This is a genomic window from Aureibaculum algae, from assembly GCF_006065315.1.
GTDB lineage: Bacteria > Bacteroidota > Bacteroidia > Flavobacteriales > Flavobacteriaceae > Aureibaculum > Aureibaculum algae.
The window spans coordinates 1,163,114-1,179,936 of sequence record NZ_CP040749.1; the positions used below are offsets into that span (position 1 = coordinate 1,163,114).

The 16,823-nt window shown below is 31.9% G+C and carries 19 protein-coding genes; 3 read left to right on the forward strand and 16 right to left on the reverse strand.

Annotation, left to right across the window (positions count from 1 at the left end):
* Positions 1-18 precede the first annotated feature (18 nt).
* Complete coding sequence (locus tag FF125_RS04485; RefSeq protein WP_138948653.1) at positions 19-579, forward strand: hypothetical protein; 561 nt, start codon at positions 19-21, stop codon at positions 577-579.
* Positions 580-606: 27 nt separating this feature from the next.
* Here the strand turns inward: FF125_RS04485 and FF125_RS04490 are convergent, their stop codons facing one another.
* The 15 genes from FF125_RS04490 to era all read right to left on the reverse strand — a co-directional run bounded on the left by FF125_RS04490 (position 607) and on the right by era (position 13,342).
* Positions 607-2,403, reverse strand: a complete 1,797-nt coding sequence (locus FF125_RS04490; RefSeq protein WP_394344123.1) for an ABC transporter ATP-binding protein — start codon at positions 2,401-2,403, stop codon at positions 607-609.
* A gap of 158 nt (positions 2,404-2,561) precedes the next feature.
* The gene (locus FF125_RS04495; RefSeq protein WP_138948654.1) at positions 2,562-3,302 is read right to left on the reverse strand and encodes a thioredoxin family protein; all 741 of its coding nucleotides are present in this window, start codon (positions 3,300-3,302) and stop codon (positions 2,562-2,564) included.
* 15 nt (positions 3,303-3,317) lie between these two features.
* On the reverse strand, positions 3,318-3,854 hold the full coding sequence (locus tag FF125_RS04500; protein WP_138948655.1) for a TlpA disulfide reductase family protein: 537 nt from the start codon (positions 3,852-3,854) through the stop codon (positions 3,318-3,320).
* 184 nt (positions 3,855-4,038) lie between these two features.
* Positions 4,039-4,485, reverse strand: coding sequence for a DoxX family protein (locus tag FF125_RS04505; RefSeq protein ID WP_138948656.1), 447 nt, complete (start codon positions 4,483-4,485; stop codon positions 4,039-4,041).
* 135 nt (positions 4,486-4,620) lie between these two features.
* Positions 4,621-5,856, reverse strand: coding sequence for an RNA polymerase sigma factor (locus tag FF125_RS04510; RefSeq protein WP_138948657.1), 1,236 nt, complete (start codon positions 5,854-5,856; stop codon positions 4,621-4,623).
* A gap of 6 nt (positions 5,857-5,862) precedes the next feature.
* The gene (locus tag FF125_RS04515) at positions 5,863-6,321 is read right to left on the reverse strand and encodes a DUF1569 domain-containing protein (protein ID WP_138948658.1); all 459 of its coding nucleotides are present in this window, start codon (positions 6,319-6,321) and stop codon (positions 5,863-5,865) included.
* Positions 6,322-6,329: 8 nt separating this feature from the next.
* Complete coding sequence (locus tag FF125_RS04520; RefSeq protein WP_138948659.1) at positions 6,330-6,671, reverse strand: YciI family protein; 342 nt, start codon at positions 6,669-6,671, stop codon at positions 6,330-6,332.
* A 214-nt stretch (positions 6,672-6,885) separates the two neighbouring features.
* Positions 6,886-7,131 carry a hypothetical protein gene (locus FF125_RS04525; protein WP_138948660.1) on the reverse strand — a complete coding sequence of 82 codons (246 nt, stop codon included), beginning with the start codon at positions 7,129-7,131 and terminating at the stop codon, positions 6,886-6,888.
* A gap of 1 nt (position 7,132) precedes the next feature.
* Positions 7,133-7,552: a hypothetical protein gene (locus FF125_RS04530; RefSeq protein ID WP_138948661.1), complete on the reverse strand. Its 420-nt coding sequence runs from the start codon at positions 7,550-7,552 to the stop codon at positions 7,133-7,135.
* 167 nt (positions 7,553-7,719) lie between these two features.
* Positions 7,720-9,051 carry a hypothetical protein gene (locus FF125_RS04535; RefSeq protein WP_138948662.1) on the reverse strand — a complete coding sequence of 444 codons (1,332 nt, stop codon included), beginning with the start codon at positions 9,049-9,051 and terminating at the stop codon, positions 7,720-7,722.
* A gap of 187 nt (positions 9,052-9,238) precedes the next feature.
* Complete coding sequence (locus tag FF125_RS04540; RefSeq protein WP_138948663.1) at positions 9,239-10,342, reverse strand: HigA family addiction module antitoxin; 1,104 nt, start codon at positions 10,340-10,342, stop codon at positions 9,239-9,241.
* 17 nt (positions 10,343-10,359) lie between these two features.
* Positions 10,360-10,692 (reverse strand): type II toxin-antitoxin system RelE/ParE family toxin, encoded by a 333-nt coding sequence (locus FF125_RS04545; RefSeq protein WP_138948664.1) that lies wholly within the window; start codon positions 10,690-10,692, stop codon positions 10,360-10,362.
* A gap of 434 nt (positions 10,693-11,126) precedes the next feature.
* On the reverse strand, positions 11,127-11,606 hold the full coding sequence (locus FF125_RS04550) for a DUF4348 domain-containing protein (protein WP_138948665.1): 480 nt from the start codon (positions 11,604-11,606) through the stop codon (positions 11,127-11,129).
* Positions 11,607-11,696: 90 nt separating this feature from the next.
* On the reverse strand, positions 11,697-12,317 hold the full coding sequence (locus tag FF125_RS04555; RefSeq protein ID WP_138948666.1) for a hypothetical protein: 621 nt from the start codon (positions 12,315-12,317) through the stop codon (positions 11,697-11,699).
* Positions 12,318-12,463: 146 nt separating this feature from the next.
* Positions 12,464-13,342, reverse strand: a complete 879-nt coding sequence (gene era / locus FF125_RS04560) for a GTPase Era (RefSeq protein WP_138948667.1) — start codon at positions 13,340-13,342, stop codon at positions 12,464-12,466.
* Positions 13,343-13,486: 144 nt separating this feature from the next.
* Between era and FF125_RS04565 the strand changes: the two genes are divergently transcribed.
* Positions 13,487-13,990, forward strand: a complete 504-nt coding sequence (locus FF125_RS04565; RefSeq protein WP_138948668.1) for a GNAT family N-acetyltransferase — start codon at positions 13,487-13,489, stop codon at positions 13,988-13,990.
* Between the two features lie 49 nt (positions 13,991-14,039).
* On the opposite strand, the gene FF125_RS04570 is transcribed toward FF125_RS04565, so the two are convergent.
* Positions 14,040-15,521 carry a Na+/H+ antiporter NhaC family protein gene (locus tag FF125_RS04570; RefSeq protein WP_138948669.1) on the reverse strand — a complete coding sequence of 494 codons (1,482 nt, stop codon included), beginning with the start codon at positions 15,519-15,521 and terminating at the stop codon, positions 14,040-14,042.
* A gap of 71 nt (positions 15,522-15,592) precedes the next feature.
* Between FF125_RS04570 and FF125_RS04575 the strand changes: the two genes are divergently transcribed.
* A complete protein-coding gene (locus tag FF125_RS04575; RefSeq protein ID WP_138948670.1) occupies positions 15,593-16,576 on the forward strand; it encodes a Gfo/Idh/MocA family protein in 984 nt (327 codons plus the stop codon).
* Positions 16,577-16,823 lie beyond the last annotated feature (247 nt).

Consider the following 16,823-nt stretch of genomic DNA (forward strand, 5'->3'; position numbering starts at 1 on the left):
TTTATTTACTTTTGTTAAATGATTTCAGAACAACAATTATACCAACAGTTTCAAGAAAAAACGAGAGTTGTTATCTTAACTTCTAAAGCTGAAAATAACATCACAGCTATGTTACTTCATGTTTTAAATTATCATGATAAACAAGTTGATTTTGTTTTAGCTAATGGCGAACAATCTATTGATGAAAGTAATGAATTTATTGTAATTGAAGCAGCTAAAAATGCCGATGCCTTAAAGGGGAATATAGCACTTGTAATTGATGTGAATTCTGAGATACACACTGCAGATTTTGTAAATTCTATTACCAATGGAGGTATGTTGGTGTATAACGAAACTATTGCGGCAGTAAAGTTACTTGTTGAAGCAAGTACCAATACGATAAAGAAATATCCGTACCAACAACCAAATTACACCTTAGAAAATGAGGTCTATTTTATAGATACAAATGAAGGTAAATTACCCTTAGAAATAACGAATGAAAATGACATTAAACATTTGTTGGGTGTAAAATGGCTTTGCCAACATATGGGCGTAGATGAAGATGATTTTTATGAAGCAGTGGGGGAGTTTCAGGCTTAGTTGTTTTACTGAGGTATTGATATTGAATTATTCATTCATTGTGTCGGTAATTTTATCAAGATTGAGACTGTTGGCCATGGCATTAAAAATTTCATGATACGTACTTTCGTTATCATACAACTCCTCATGAGTTCCTTCTTCAATTACTTTTCCTTTTTCTAAAACAATCACATTTTCCGCATCTATGATTTGAGAAATACTGTGTGAAATAATTATGACTGTTCGTCCTTGTTTAATAGAATCTAAACTCTTTTTAATTTGCTCTGTAGCAATTGCATCCAAGCTTGCTGTTGGTTCATCAAGAAAAATTATGGGAGGGTTTTTTAAAAAAAGTCGTGCAATAGATACCCTTTGTTTCTGACCGCCAGACAATAAGGTAGCTTTTGAGTTGTAACCGTCTGGTAAATTTATAATTTGCTCATGAATGTGTGCTTTTATAGCTGCATCAACAACCTCTTCATGGGTAGCATTTTCTTTTCCATAAAGGATGTTTTCTTCTATTGTACCATTAAAAATATGATTTTTCTGTAGCACCAATCCAATATTATCTCTAAGCCAGAGCGTATCATATTTCTGTAAATCAACACCATCTAAATAAATTGTTCCTGATGAAGGTTGGTAAAACTTATCTAATAAATTAACGATGGTGCTTTTTCCTGCACCACTCAAACCTACCAAGGCATTTATAGTATTGGGTTTAATAACCATAGAAACATCAAATAAGGCTTTGGTACCATTTGGATAGGCAAAATCTACATTTTTTAGTTCAAAATTCCCTATTACTTTTTTCGGTATATACTTCCCACTAAATTCAGTTTCATCAGCATCCATTATTTCAAAAAATGCTTCTGAGTAAATAAGTGCATCATTTACTTCATCGTAAATTCGATGTAACTGACGGATAGGAGCTGAAACATTGTTAAATAATAAAATATGAAACATAATGGCTCCAATTGTCATGGTACCATTCAATACAAAATAGGCGGTTAAGACAATAATAATAACAACTCCAAATTGTTCAATAAAGGACTTTACACTATCAAATAAAAAACTTAGTTGACGCGTTTTCATTTGATTTTCGGTCATGTCTAATTGAATCTCCTCATGCTTTTTACTTTCTAAGTTTTCTCTGGTAAATGATTTTATAACAGTTATTGAATTGATGAGGTCAATAATACTATTGTTTCTTGTTTCTCTGAACCCTCTCATTTTCCGTCTAAACCCTTTTAATTTATTGGCTTGCAGACTACTGATATAGAAAAAAACAGGTATAATGGTAAGGCTGACTAAGCCAACATAGAAGTTAGCTTGAAACATAAAAAATAAAGCTATAATTGCACTTGTAAATAAAGGAAGGATATCAATAAAGAAATTTTTGACCAATTGAGTTAAACTTGAAATTCCTAAATCTATTCGTGTTTGCAGTTTACCACTTTCATTTTCACCAGAGCTATAGAAAGCCATTTTATAAGTTAAGATCTTATCTACAACTTGCTGTGCAAAATCTCTTGAAATAAAGATTTTCATCTTTTCTCCATAAAATTTTTGACCAAATTGTACTATAGCATAAAGCAACTCTTTTGATAATAGAATTACACTAATAGTTGTTAAAAGTGATAACCCATCTTGCAAGGTTTTATCTTGCTCTTTTAGCACGGTAAGTTCGTCTACAGCATAACGCAATATTAGAGCATTAACTTGAGCAAGAAAGGCACCTATAAGTGTTAAAACCAACGTTACAATGACTAAATACTTATACGGCTTTATATAATTAATTAATTTCTTAAAAAGTTGAAATAGCGTAATGTTAGATCGTTTCTTCATTAATGTTGTTCAAGTCGACTTTTTCTACTGGCTGTTGTCTAACTATTATTAAACAACAGCTGTTCAGTAGTAAAATGTAACTCTAGAATTTTAATCAATCATTAAAATTAGTTATGGATTTTAAATATAAAACTAATTTTCTTATCGTTGGAATTGAACTATACTTTATGAGGTTTAACTGGACAACCAATGGCTTTAGTGAAATTAGGACTTGGTTTTTCTCCATTTTCTAAGGCTTTTATCGCATCTTCAACGTATTTTACTTTTACGTTTTCTGGAGCTCTTGAATTGTCATCAATGGTACCAATATATTGTACTTTTCTATCTTTATCTAGTAAAAATACATGTGGCGTTCTAACGGCACCATATTGTGGGGATATTTTTTGACCTTCGTCAACGAGATATGCAAAAGGGAATCCTTTTTCCTTCGCACGTTTTTGCATGGCTTCGTAACTTTCGTTTTCACCACCTGATGCCGTATTCGGATTAATAGCAATGACTGAATAGCCTTGACTTGCGTACTTGTTATGTAATTCAATTAAACGATCTTCATAAAGTACAGAAAAAGGACATCCATTACACGTAAAAGTAACAATGTAGCCTTTGGCATCTTTAATTCCCGCTAATGAAACCATATTTCCATCAACATTTTTAAGATTAAAATCAGTAGCTACCTCACCAATTTTATAACCTCCAATTTCTTCGAGGGTTTTAGTTTGTTCAGGACTGCCACCTTTAGGAGGTCCTTTTCTATCTCCTTCACCTTTTGGTGGATGACCATCACGACCTTCATGTTGCTCAGTTGATGCTACCTCTTTATTGTTTTCAGGTTTATCTTTACAAGAAATAATACTTGCCGTTATAAATACAAATGCTATAATTAAATTGATTTTTTTCATTTTTAAAATTTATTATTAGTGATTACGTATTTTATTAATTTCATTTTCTAAATCTTTCAAATCTTCGAAAGCACGTTCAAAAAACAGGCGTTTTTTATTGTTAAAAATTATGGTAAAAGGGATGGCTCCAGACCAGTTTGGATCTATTTTATCTATCCATGTATTGGCATCTGGATCATCCAATAAAATGACCTTTGAAGTGATCTTATTTTTTTCTAAAAAAGGTTTTAATTTCGTTTCTATATCTTTTGTAAAATCAAGACTTACCAATACCAATTCTATTGCTGGGTTTTTTGCAGCAAATTCTTGTAAATAAGGCAGTTCTTTTACACAAGGAGCACACCACATAGCCCAAAAGTTAACGATATAAATTTTATCACGCTCCGTATAAAGTAGTGGTTCTAATTGGTTAAAGTCGTAAATTGGTATTTCAGTTTGAAATTGTTTTACAGCAACCTTTTCTGTGGTAGTTGTTGGTTTCTGCTTATTACAACTAACGTTTATACTCAATAAGAGCGTTAAAATAAAAATGGGTATTATATTCTTGATCATTAATTTTTATAAAAATAATGGGTGCAAGGTATTGTATTTGAGTATTTTCTAAAAAGTGAAATTGTTAAAATTTTCAGAAAACGACAAATGAGAGATTTAAACTAATTTTTATGTTTAATTGATCTTAAAATGTTTGTATTTATTTTTTTTAAATCAAAAAGGTCTTATAGTTAAAAAAATGTTTTTACTCCGTCAAGTTTTTACTTTTGTTCATGTATTTTCTAATTATAGTGTCCATTGAAAATTTATCCCATTCTTTTGGTACTATTAAAAGCGTTACCAAGAGAATTGTACGATACATAACATGAGATAAATCCCAAATGGGTTCAGCTAATCCATGTCCAAAGGTTACAATAATTAAAACGGATGCTAGGGCATATAAGGCATAATTTGTTTTTAAACCTAACACCAAAAGAAACCCCGCAAGTAACTCAATATATGATGTGTAATAAGCCGTTGCGTAAATTAGAAATTCAGGTAAAAGATCTTTAAAAGTACCATAAAAAAAATCTGCGTTATATACATTTTCTACACCTATAGAAAATACTTTTCCAAATCCTTGCATAAAAAAAATGAATCCTAAAATTAATCTGACGGTTACTACACCAACTACTTTGTTTAAATGTATCATATAAAAAGTATTACGGGCTTTAGGTTAGTTTATGAAAAGTTGCTTTTAAATAATTACCAACCTTTCTGTTACATACGAGCTTTAAATATATGAAAAGTCAATGAATTAAGTGCTTGTAAATATTTTTATACACTGTCAACCACGGGCTTTCTTCAGCTTATGCTCTAACAAAATGCTATCCTTTTCATTTTTTGTTAGTTTTAGGGCTAAATTCAAATGTTCTATTTGCTTTTGTTTATCTATTTCACTGTATAATTCTGCTAATAGGGAATGGTAGAGATGATTTTGTTTCAAGTCGATTTTTAATGCTTGCTTCAGTGCAATTTCTTTATTTTCTGCCATTGCTAAAGCGTAAGTTCTGTTTAAAGCTGTAATGGGCGAATATTCGATTTGCAAAAGTCTATTGTACAATTGTAGAATGCTATTCCATTTTTCTTTTTCTACTACTTTTTTTCTTGTATGCCAAAATGCTATGCCCGCTTCCAAATGATATTTTGATATTTGATTGCCCTTTGCCGAAATGTTAAGATAGGTTTCGCCTTTTTCAATCAATTCAGAATTCCATTGGTTCTTGTCTTGTTCTTTATACATGACCTGTTGCCCAATTTGGTCAAATCTGGCATCAAATCGTGACGTATGAAAGCAAAATAGAGCCATTAACGCATTTGCTTTTGGAACATTTGTTTTGTCATTCTCGGTCAAAAGGTAAAGTAAACGCATTGCCTCAAGACATAATTCCTTACGAATTGTATTTGTAGAAGTTGAAGAATAATATCCTTCGTTAAAAAGGAGATATAAAATAGAAAGAACATTGTCCAATCGTTTTTCCAAATCGGAATTTGAAGGAAACGATAAGTCAACATTGTTTTCTCGCAACGTTTTTTTTGCTCTATAAAGCCTTTTGTTGATGGTTTCCTTTGAGCTTAAAAGTGCGTTTGCAATTTCATCGATTCCAAAACTACAGAGAATTTTTAAAGCAAGAGTGATTTGTGATTCATTGCTGTTGATTGGATTACATACGGCAAACAACATTCGCAATTGACTGTCATTAATATTTTCTTCGGATAGGTCGAGTTCTATTTCGTGCGAAATGGATTGGGTATTTTTAAGTTCTGTTGCAACTTTCTCGTTAAAGATTTTTGTTCTTTTGAAATGGTCTCTTGTTTTGTTTTTGGCGACGGTATAAAGCCAAGCCGTTGGGTTTTCGGGAATACCTTTTAAGCCCCATGTTTCGGACGCTAATAGAAAAGTATCGTTTGCGATGTCTTCTGCAATTTCTATATGTACTATACCGAACAATTTACAGAGTACAGAAATGATTTTTCTATACTCTGTTTTGAATAATTGAGGAATAAGTTCCTTTTCTTGCATAAATTATTACACTCCAAACTGATGTAAATGATGGTCTAAATGTTTATAAAACATATTGTTCCATTCGTTTGTGCTTAATTTTCCAAAAGAATGTGAATCTTTGTTGTCGAAACTATTTGCACCTAACTGTTGTGTTTTATTAATGTAGTCGATCAAACGGATTTTTTCTGTTTCAAAGTTTCGGGAATCCTTAATTTTAAACGCAGGTGCAGTTTGTCCGTTGTGTTTGTAAGGTGTTTCGCTTGTCACTATTTTTTTTACAAATAATTTCATCATTGCTTTCATGAAAAAATTAGGTTTCGGATGTTTGTTTTCATACACCATTTCATAGGTCACATTGCAATGTGCCAACATCTCTGAAACATTCATCTTTCCCCAATTGGGTTGGGAGTCTGATTTCAGGTGGTTAATCCGTTGAATTATCTTTTCTGAAATGTCTTTGTTGAAAATAGTTGGTAACGCCATTTTACAAATTAATTAAGTATCATTACATCTCTAACTTCTACTTTTCCACCCATAAGAAGTGTTGGGCAACCTTCAGAAAGTTTTACAGCATCGGCTAGGTTTTCAGCTTTTACAATAATATAACCTCCAATCATTTCTTTTACCTCTGCATAAGGTCCATCGCTCACAATTCCGTTTGAATTTACCGTTTGTCCTTCGTAACCCAATGCATTGGTGCTAACGAATTTTCCTTGTGCAGCAATTCCTCCAATCCAATCTTGCCATTGTTTAATCATCGCTTGCATTTGTTCTGGCGAAGGTTTTGGCTGGTTAGTTTTTTCGTTTCTGAAAATCATCATAAATTCTTTCATAATTTCTAAAATTTTAAGTTTATATCTCTATGACGATTGAGTTTTTCAAAATAGGACATGGTTTATGATTTTTTTTGTTTATGTTTTTTTGGTTAACATTATATATAAAAGTTGTGCGAATTAAGTACTCTAACAACTATTATTAATAGACCAAAGTTAAATAATTAACTGAGATTACCATTTAGAAAATTCTATCACAATGAATTATATACGGCTATAGCTTGCTTTTTATTTCCGATTTTGAATTACAATTCGAGCACCACCAATATTCTTTTTTATCGTCTTTTAATTTTGTTTCTGTTTTTCGTCCACAATTTTGGCAATTCCGTTGGTTCTTTTCATTTTCGAATGCTTGATATTCACATTTATAGCAACTCCAAATTGTAAATTCAGATATTTCATCATCAATATTCCAAGTAAATGAGTTTTCTCCGCAATTTGGACAAATTTGAGTAGCCATTTTATAAACTTTTTAAATAGCTATCTGCATCTCTCATATTAAGTTCAGCTTCGTGGAATGCACTTCCTATTCGTTTTTTGTTGAAAACAGGTTCTTCTAAATTTACAAGAGCAATCATTAATTGATAGACAGCTAAAGGTTCTGACTTTTCAAACTCTGATTTAAGCCATTTTCTGAAATCTGGTATTAAATTTTTGTCATGAACTTTACTTAAAGTCCAATATGCACTTATTCGTTCTTTTGAGTCAGAGTAAAGTCCACTATTTAATCCGTTTATTATTTGCATTTTTAAGTCGTTTGGCTTTAATTTCGTCAATCTAGATTCAGCAATTAATTTTTCTTCGTATTCTGATTTTTTATTTCCATTCGCTTTTTCGAATATGTAAGCGGAAGCCTCGAATTGGTCGTTAGTCCGTTTCATTTTTTTTATGCATGATATTTATTGAAATTGCGTAGAGCGGTTTTGTGTATGATTTCGTGGCGTGTTTCAAGACCTAATTTAGTAAAAATAAATACCGTCTTGACACTTCTGGTTTCGTAAGTAAGCTAGAGCTACTAATAAATTATATTCAGCATTACCACACATTTTTATTCAATTTTTGTTAATTTAATTATTCGTTCTGCAACTTCAATTAAATCTTTAATATTTGTCTCTTTTGTTTCAGTTGGTTTTGTTTTCTCTCTTTTTCTTAATGGGTCTTTATGAATTTCAACTAGAGCTGTTTTAATATAATGCACATATTCTTCGTTACCTTGTTTTCCATTTTTCTTTAATTGTTCAGAAAAACCAACTATTGCCTTTGAAAGAACCATTTTATATGCGTAATCTTCAATTATGTTTTTCTGTTTTGTAAATTGATTCGCACAAAATATTGCTCCTGTAATTGGTAAAGGTAAAAGAGATATTCTACCAATTACAATACCAATACTGTCATCGTTTGTCTTTAAAATCCAAATTCCTAATGCTATTGTTCCTAACAAACAAATAACAGCTCCTAATATCCAACTTCCAAGTATTTTCCAATTGTTTGAGTCCTTATACTGTTTTTGAAAAGATGCACTAATACCTTCAGCTGTTGTATAGTTTAAAGCTTTTTTAGAGGATTCAATTAATTGACTTGCCTGCTCTAAAATCGATTTTCTTTCAGTTTCATATTCTGCAAGCTTTTCATTATTTGTTTTAGTATTTTGTTCTAATTCGTCTAATTTTTTCTCTCTATCTTGTACTTTATTTGCAAATGAAGTTATTAATTTTTCGTTTCCTTTGCTTTCTGTAAGTGAAGTTGTTATTTCGTCTAAATTTTCAGAAGCACTTTCCTTAATTGTTTTTAGGTCTGTATTTATCGTTTCAAGAGTTTCTGACTCTTCAATTAATTCATTTTTTCGTTCGGTTATTTTTTCTAATTCTGTTTCAATTTCAGAAAGTTTTTCATTACTACTTTCTAATTTATTATCAATTGATTCTTTCTTTTCGTTAATACTTGTATTTACTTCTTTTACTTCTACTAAAATTTGTTGAAGTTGTAATTTTACTTTTCTTACTTCTTCAATTTCTTTTTCAAATTCTAACTGCCTTTCACTAAAATATCGGACGTTATAATTTCTCAGAAGAATTTTTAAAGCCTCAAAATCTGTTATATAATTATTTGGACTTTCTATGTAAGTATTTATTGTAGTTAAATAGTTTTTTATGTTTATTCGTTCCGTATAAGTTGATACTTTTACAAATTTGCTTGGATACTGGGTCAAAGTAGATATGTCAGTTAAAAGTGCTTCAATACCACCAACTAAACCACGAAAATTATATTCATTTTCCTTTCCGTATTCTAATGATTTATATTCGTTCAAATTTAGAGACTTAATACTTTCTCGAATTTCATCTCTCAGTTCTCTAATTTCATTAATTGTGGTTAGTTCCATTGTGTTTTGTCAAATGTGCGGTAAAGGGTTTGTTTAACTGTCAGTTTTTGTTTTTTTTGCGATAATTTTAGATTTGGCAAAGGCTTTAGCAATTCCGAGTGGATTCTGACGTAGTCGAATCCGCCGTAAATTCGTTAAAACATTGTTGTGAGCTAATCTTTTTATTTTTAGTGATTTTACTCTTGTATTAAATTGACAATTCGGTAAATTCCACCTTCGTTTTTAAGCTATTCAATCTTACATTTCTATATAAATCATTGTATTGTCTTTGTACTTGGGCTACAATAATACCTGGATGTTTTTTAAATTTTTGACTGAGTTGTAAAATCAATTCTTTATCAAAGTTAGGGTATTGAAACAACTCGTTTCTTTCTTTTTCTGATAATAGCATACGAGCTGCAAACGCATCTGCTTCATCTTCCTTTTCTTTATCAGGTTTAATACTTTCTATACCATCAATAAAAATATCTTTTTTACCATGGTATAAAATATGCCCTAACTCGTGAAATAACGTGAACCAAAAAGCATTATAATCTTTTTGTCTATCGGTTATTTGAATAAGAGGTACACTATTGTTTTTTATCCATCTTGTAGCTCCATATATTGGTGCTTTGGCAATGCAAGGTGTATAAACTAAAGCTACTCCGCAAGATGCACAAAGTGCTTGCAATTCTTCTAACCAAGTGGCTGAATGCTTGTAGGAAATGTCTTGAATTTGTTCTAAACAATTACGTAATGCTTTTTTATCAAAAGCTGCTACCTTTATTTTATCTGCTTGTAATTCTCCTAAACGTAACCAAACAGAAATAGCTTGTGGTTCTGCTGTATGTCGCAGCTCTATTTTGAAGGCTAACGAACTACCATTATAAATATCTGACCATTGCGTAGGAGAGGCAACTCTAAAGAACTTTAATAAGCCATTTGCTAATTCAGGTTTTTTACGAGTATCAGGTAGTAAACCAAAAGATTTCATTTTAGCTAACGGGAAAGACGCTACCCATTCTTGACATTGCTCTAAATGTTCCATTTGCTCTATCTCTAATAATTCGTCTTGATAGGTACGCTCTAAATTGAGCCAAAAACTGGCAGGCACCCCCAGTACATATTCTAATTTGGTGGCTGTTTCTTTAGTTATTGGTGCTTTTCCTTTTATTAACTCATTTAGTTTAGGAACAGACCTACCCAATCGTTCTGCTAATTCAGCTTGTGACATACCAACGTGGTCAATATGCTCTTGAATACTATCTCCTGGGCAAGAGAGTAAGGATTTTTTAATTTGTAAATCAGTCATTTTGTTTCCTTTTTAAGTTAGTGGGGGTCTTCTATAGACTCGATACTTATAATTGTTATCGCTTTTAAATCTATTCCACCATCTTCTAAGGTTGGTATAGGGTCTTGGTGTATCTCGAATATTATTCTCCAATTTTCTTGAATATCTATTGACCAAGTACCTTTACCTTTACCTATGTGTTGGTGTAATCGCAATACAGGTAATTTTGAGATAACTTCTAAATTATCTGCATTTTTAATCTGAGTTATCCTTAACTTTACTTTCTTTGCCAACTTGCCGTAACTCTTTGCTATACCCTTATCGGTAGTGAGCGATTTCTCTAGTTTGTTATTTTTATACGATAATTTCATTGCAAAGTTACAAAATTATTTACTTAAAAGGTTAATGGTTTTTACTTTTATTAAGATTGTTCCAAGTTTTACTTCAATAATTCATTATTGTTTTGTTTGCTTACAGGTAACATATGTATACCCCTCTAGATACCTCGAGAGTTATAATATTCATTATAGTTACCACTATTTTTAATTGATTTTAAGAAGCTAAAAAAAGAGTACTGTCCAGAAGTGTCGTTAGGGTAGTAGGGGTTTATTTAGCGACTAGTTACCAAATGTAGAAATAAAATGTAAATAAAACAAGTAAAAAAGCCTTGGCTTTTAGTTACTTACATTAAAATGTTTTATGTAGCGTTAATTTGCAATATTATGTTTGTTACCCTTATTATATAGAGGTATTTGGAAAACTCAATTGTGTAAAGGGTTTGGCCAGTTTGGAGTGTTGGCTGTTTTTAAGTTGAAGAGTCTTTCCAAGTTTCTAATTTCCATTGTCCATCACTTTTTTTGAACTCATAGTCGGTATAAATTCCGTTGTCTATTCCCCTCATTTTAACGATGGCACTATTTCCGTTCAATAGAGTCTCTTGAGTGTATTTATCATATGCTCTCTTTTCAAAAGAACTGTCATACTTGAGATTTAACATACGATAACTTTGTAAATCAATTAATTTTTCTACATCAGCGTAGTCATTTTCAGAATCCAATTCCATTATTTTCAATGGGAAATCAATTCTACTTACTTGAAATAGTGAGTCCTTATTAAAATATTCAAAAAAAGTTTCAAAGGCCAAGTCTACATCAGCGGGGATAATTATATTATTTGAATTTTTAAGACTATTCGTTTCTGTTGATTTTTTATTTTGAGGTTCAGTTTTTGATTCGTTTTTACAGCTTATAAAAATCAAAAATAAAATGAATGCGATCTGTTTCATTGTTTATTTTTAGTGTTAAAGTTGATAGTTTGTATATGGTGCGTATTCAAAGAGTATACAATATACAATAAGTCGAAGGCCTTTATTAATTTATTCACTTTTAAAATTTCTCCAAATTTCATAAAGTTGATTTACTTCTTTTTTGTTGAAATATGAATCAAACAATTCACATTGACCGAAGTACGCCATACATTCTCCAAACTTATAATACTGCGTCTGTGGTATCGAATTTTTTCGAAGACATTTTTTAAGAATCTCAAGTCTGGTGTTTTCGTCCTTTTCAATAATCTTACTAATTCTGGTCAGTTCACTTGAAGAAAATCTGTCAGATATCGTACCTAAAACCTTTATAGTGTTCCAATGTTTTCGAGCAGCAATTTCCTGGTCTACCCTTCGAAACCTTTCTTTTTGTAATGCGAAATTTAGTTCATCTCTACGTTCAAAATCAACACCTATATCTTTCAATTCAGTCCAGAACATTTCAACTTCAGGTCCAATGCTTTCTTTCCAAAAAGTCAGCAGTTCAATCGAAAGTGATTTCATCTGAACCTTAGTCAGTTTACTTTTTGTTAGCTCTTTTATTTGATTTGAAAGATTAATAAATGCTTCCTTAGTCGCACTATCAAAATTTTTAGAGTCTGTTATTATTCTGTTTTGGACTTCAATTGTCATTAACAACTGCTCTAAATATTTTTGCTTCTTATCATTCATATGTTGGCTCTTTACAATGCCTTAGAACATATGGTAACCCTACATAAACTTCAGGAGTGGTTATACCAATTATAACTGCAAGTTATTATTTTTGGAAGAAATTAACTAGGTAGACTTAATATAAAAAATGAACTGGCCATTTAAACTCACTCTTTATACCCAAATCTTTTTAATTGATTTTTATTAGAACGCCAGTCCTTATTTACTTTAACATAGAGTTCAAGATAAATTTTCTTACCAAAGAATTTTTCCAAATCTCTTCTGGCTTCTGAGCCCACACGTTTAAGTCCCGCCCCTTTATGACCAATGATAATCCCTTTTTGAGACTCACGTTCAACCATAATAATAGAACGGATTTTAATGATGTTAGGTTCTTCAACGAATTCTTCAGTATCAATTTCTACAGCATAAGGAATTTCCTTTTTATAATGTACTAATATTTTTTCTCTAATAGCTTCGTTTACAAAAAAGCGTTCGGGTTTATCAGTCAATTGATCTTTTGGATAGAATGCTGGAGATTCTGGCAACAGTTCAATAATGTTTTCAAGTACGCTCTTAATATTAAAATTCTGTAATGCCGAAATCGGCACCACCCTAGCGTTAGGTACTTTTTCTTGCCAATAGACCATTTGGTCTTCCAAAATTTCCTGTTTTGAAGTATCAATTTTATTAATCAATAACAAAACGGGGATTTTGGCATTGGTTATCTTATCGAAAAAAGCTTCGTCTTTTAAATCCTTTTCGCCAATTTCAACCATATAAATAAGCACATCTGCATCTTCAAAAGCTGATTTAACAAAGTCCATCATGGATGCTTGTAATTCGTAGGCCGGTTTTATTATACCTGGTGTATCAGAAAATAGTATCTGAAAATCTTCACCATTAACAATTCCCAAAATACGATGACGTGTAGTCTGTGCTTTTGAGGTAATGATAGATAAACGTTCACCTACAAAGGCGTTCATTAACGTAGATTTACCTACGTTTGGGTTACCGATTATATTTACAAATCCTGCTTTATGCATTGTCTTCTTAGTTTTAATCCTGCAAAGGTAGGTTAAATTCTAGAAAGACCTCACAGTACTGACCCTTCGGGGTTAAAACTTATTAGGTCTGGTAATTGTATGTTATAAACAATTATCTTTAAAACGAAATTTAGACCTAATTAAATGAACTTTAAGCTCAAGCAAGCCCACCCACATGACATACAAATAGCCTTCGATTTATTGAAATCAGCATCCAAAACATTGGAGCAGAAGAATATTAGTCAATGGAAGTATTGGCAAGATCCTCCTGTTGAGAAAATTAAATGGGTAGAGGATGGCTTTTTAAATAATGAATTCTACTTCATTAAAAATGTGAATGATGCAGTTATGGGGATGGTTCGAATTTTAGAAGAAGATTTGAGCTATTGGGGAGCAATGAATGATCAGTCAAAATATATACACTCGTTGGTTATTGACAAATCCTTTTCTGGTAATAATTTGGGGAAACAGGTTATTCTATATATTGAGGAAAATTCGAAAAAAAATAATTTTCAGTATTTAAGATTAGATTGCGACGCTTCAAATGCGAAGCTTTCTGCATACTACGAAAACCTTGGGTATATATTGGTTGGGCAAAAACAACTACCACTTGGAGTTTATAATTTATACCAGAAGGAGCTAATTTAATTGTCCTACTATTATATCATAGGTTCAGCATACCGTTGTCCAAAAAAAATTAATTCATTGTAAACCCTAAAATCAAATATAAAATCACCGTAATTATACCGCCAACTAATGCGTAAGGTAATTGTGTTCGTACGTGGTCAATATGGTCACTGGCTGATGCCATGGAGGAAATTATGGAGGTGTCTGAAATAGGGGAGCAGTGATCACCAAAAATACCGCCACCTAATGTTGCAGCAACGACTAAGGTAACATCAGATCCGTGTAAATTTGCCATGGGGATAGAAATAGCCAACATTATAGCAAATGTTCCCCACGAGGTACCTGTGGAAAAGGCTATAAAAGAACTTATAATAAAAACAATGGCAGGTAAAAATTCAGGTGATAACCAGTCTTTAGACCAATTGGCAACAAACTGTCCTGTGCCCAATGCCTTACATGCATCTCCAATGGCAAATGCTAATAACATTAACAACGCCAAAGGCATTAATTCACTAATTCCTTTTAAAATGAGGTCTACCATTTCTCTACTTCGCATTATGCCTTGCGAGCGGTATAAAATCATACCCACAACAATAGAAGTAGTTACCGCATAAAGTACAGAAGAAGACCCTGAGCCTTCACCTAATGACGTTACAAAATGATTAAACCAAGAGGTGGCATCTGTAACATTATTCCATCCCGTATATGCCAACCAAACAGGCATCATAATAACCATTGTTACCAAAGGAACAATCATATTGAAAGCCCTAGCAGGGATACCTTCTTTAGGCTCATAAGATGTTACGGCCTCAGATATCATTGGTTTAGATCCATCATTTAGTAGTTTTCCGGTATCACGCGTTCGTTTTTCAGCTTTAGCCATAGGTCCAAAATCTTTTTTAGATACTATAACAACAACAACTAAAAGCAAGGCTATAATTGGGTAAAAATTATACTTTATAGAAGACATTAATACGCCGAAAGGATTATCTATTCCTTGAGTTAATAATAAGCCCATAATAAAGGCTCCCCAAGCATTAAAGGGGATTAAAATTGAGGATGGAGCAGAACTAGAATCTGCTATATACGCTAATTTTTCACGGGGAATTTTAAGTTTATCAAAAACGGGACGATAAATAGTACCTACGGTTAACGAACTAATACTGGTTTCAACAAAAAGAGCCATTCCCGTAAGGAAAGCCAATAATTGAACCACTACACGGCTATACCCACTTTGTTTATTTTCAAAATAAACAATGAGTTTATTTAACTGATTCACAAAACCTTCAACACCACGAGAGTATTGAATAAAAAGTAATAAAGCACCGACTAAGGCACTAAACATTATGGTTCTGGTATTTCCTTCCGATTTAAAAACATTTACAAAACCTTCTAATGTAGCCAAAGTACCTTCTAAAAAGTTCCAATCGCTCATGATAAGCCATGATAACCAAATGCCTAACACCAAGGATACATATACTTGTTTGGTTTTTAAGGCTAAAATAATGGCTAATACTGGGGGTAAAATGGATAGGAAACCGTAATCTGTCATAAGTAGTTTTGGGTGGTTTAAAATTTTAAATATAATAATACTTTTCGTAATATTGTTCTTTTATAAAGATTATGGATAAAGTAAAAATAAAATGGGGCATTATAGGTTGTGGAAACATAGCTAATAAATTTGCGAGTGATTTGGCTCTAATTGAGGATGCTGAGCTGCAAGCAGTAGCATCTCGAAGTCTTGAGAAATCACAAAATTTCGGTAAAAAACATCATTCGAAAAAATGTTATGATAGTTATGACGAGTTGTTTTTAGATGCTGATGTAGATATTGTTTACATAGCCACACCGCATATGTCACATTGTGAATTGAGCTTAAAAGCGATGCAGCATAATAAACATGTATTAAGTGAAAAACCGTTAGCTATTAATAAGGTGGAAGCTGCGAAAATGATTGCTATGTCTAAAGAAAAGGGACTTTTCTTTATGGAAGGTTTATGGACACGGTTTAACCCAACGTTTGTTGCCATAAAAAAAATAATTGATAGTGGTGAAATTGGCGATATAAAATTCATAAATGCTGATTTTTCTTTTAAATCAAACCATTCATTAGATAGTAGAGTTTTTGATTTGAAATTAGGAGGTGGAGCATTATTAGATATAGGTATTTACCCTGCCTTTTTAACGTATGCTTTATTGGGTAAACCAAAAGAGATTTTGGCAAAATCTCTTTTTAATGAAGTTACAAAGTGCGATGTTCAATCTTCCATGATTTTTCATTATGAAAATGCACAAGCCATATTGTACAGTGGTTTTATGTCAAACGCTAAAATGATTGCTCGTATTAGTGGTTCTGAAGGTGAAATTTATATCCATGACCAATGGCATGTTGCACAAGGTTTTACGTTGGTTAAAAACGGAAAAGAAGAAGTGTTTGAATTGCCAACAAAAGGTATTGGATTCTCGCATGAGATAATGGAATGCCATAAGTGTTTGAACAACAATCAAATTGAAAGCAAAAATTGGTCACATAAAAACAGCATGGAGTTGATCTCTATCTTAGACGAAGTTAGGTGTGACGTAGGGTTGATTTATCCACAAGACTAGACAAGACACAAATTTCACAAATTTTCACGGATTTTTATAATATGGAAGGTAGAAAATGTAGAAAGGTAAATAGAAGTGAAACGCAATTAGTTTGAAGTTAGTGTCATTGCGAGGAGTGTAAACGAATTACCATCAATTTGTAGTAATTTTATACACTACGTGGCAATCTCTTTAATGTTATTAAGACCCTTAATTTGAAATTTAATTTTAAACTGCTACTGCCAACTGTTACTGAAGACTAACAACT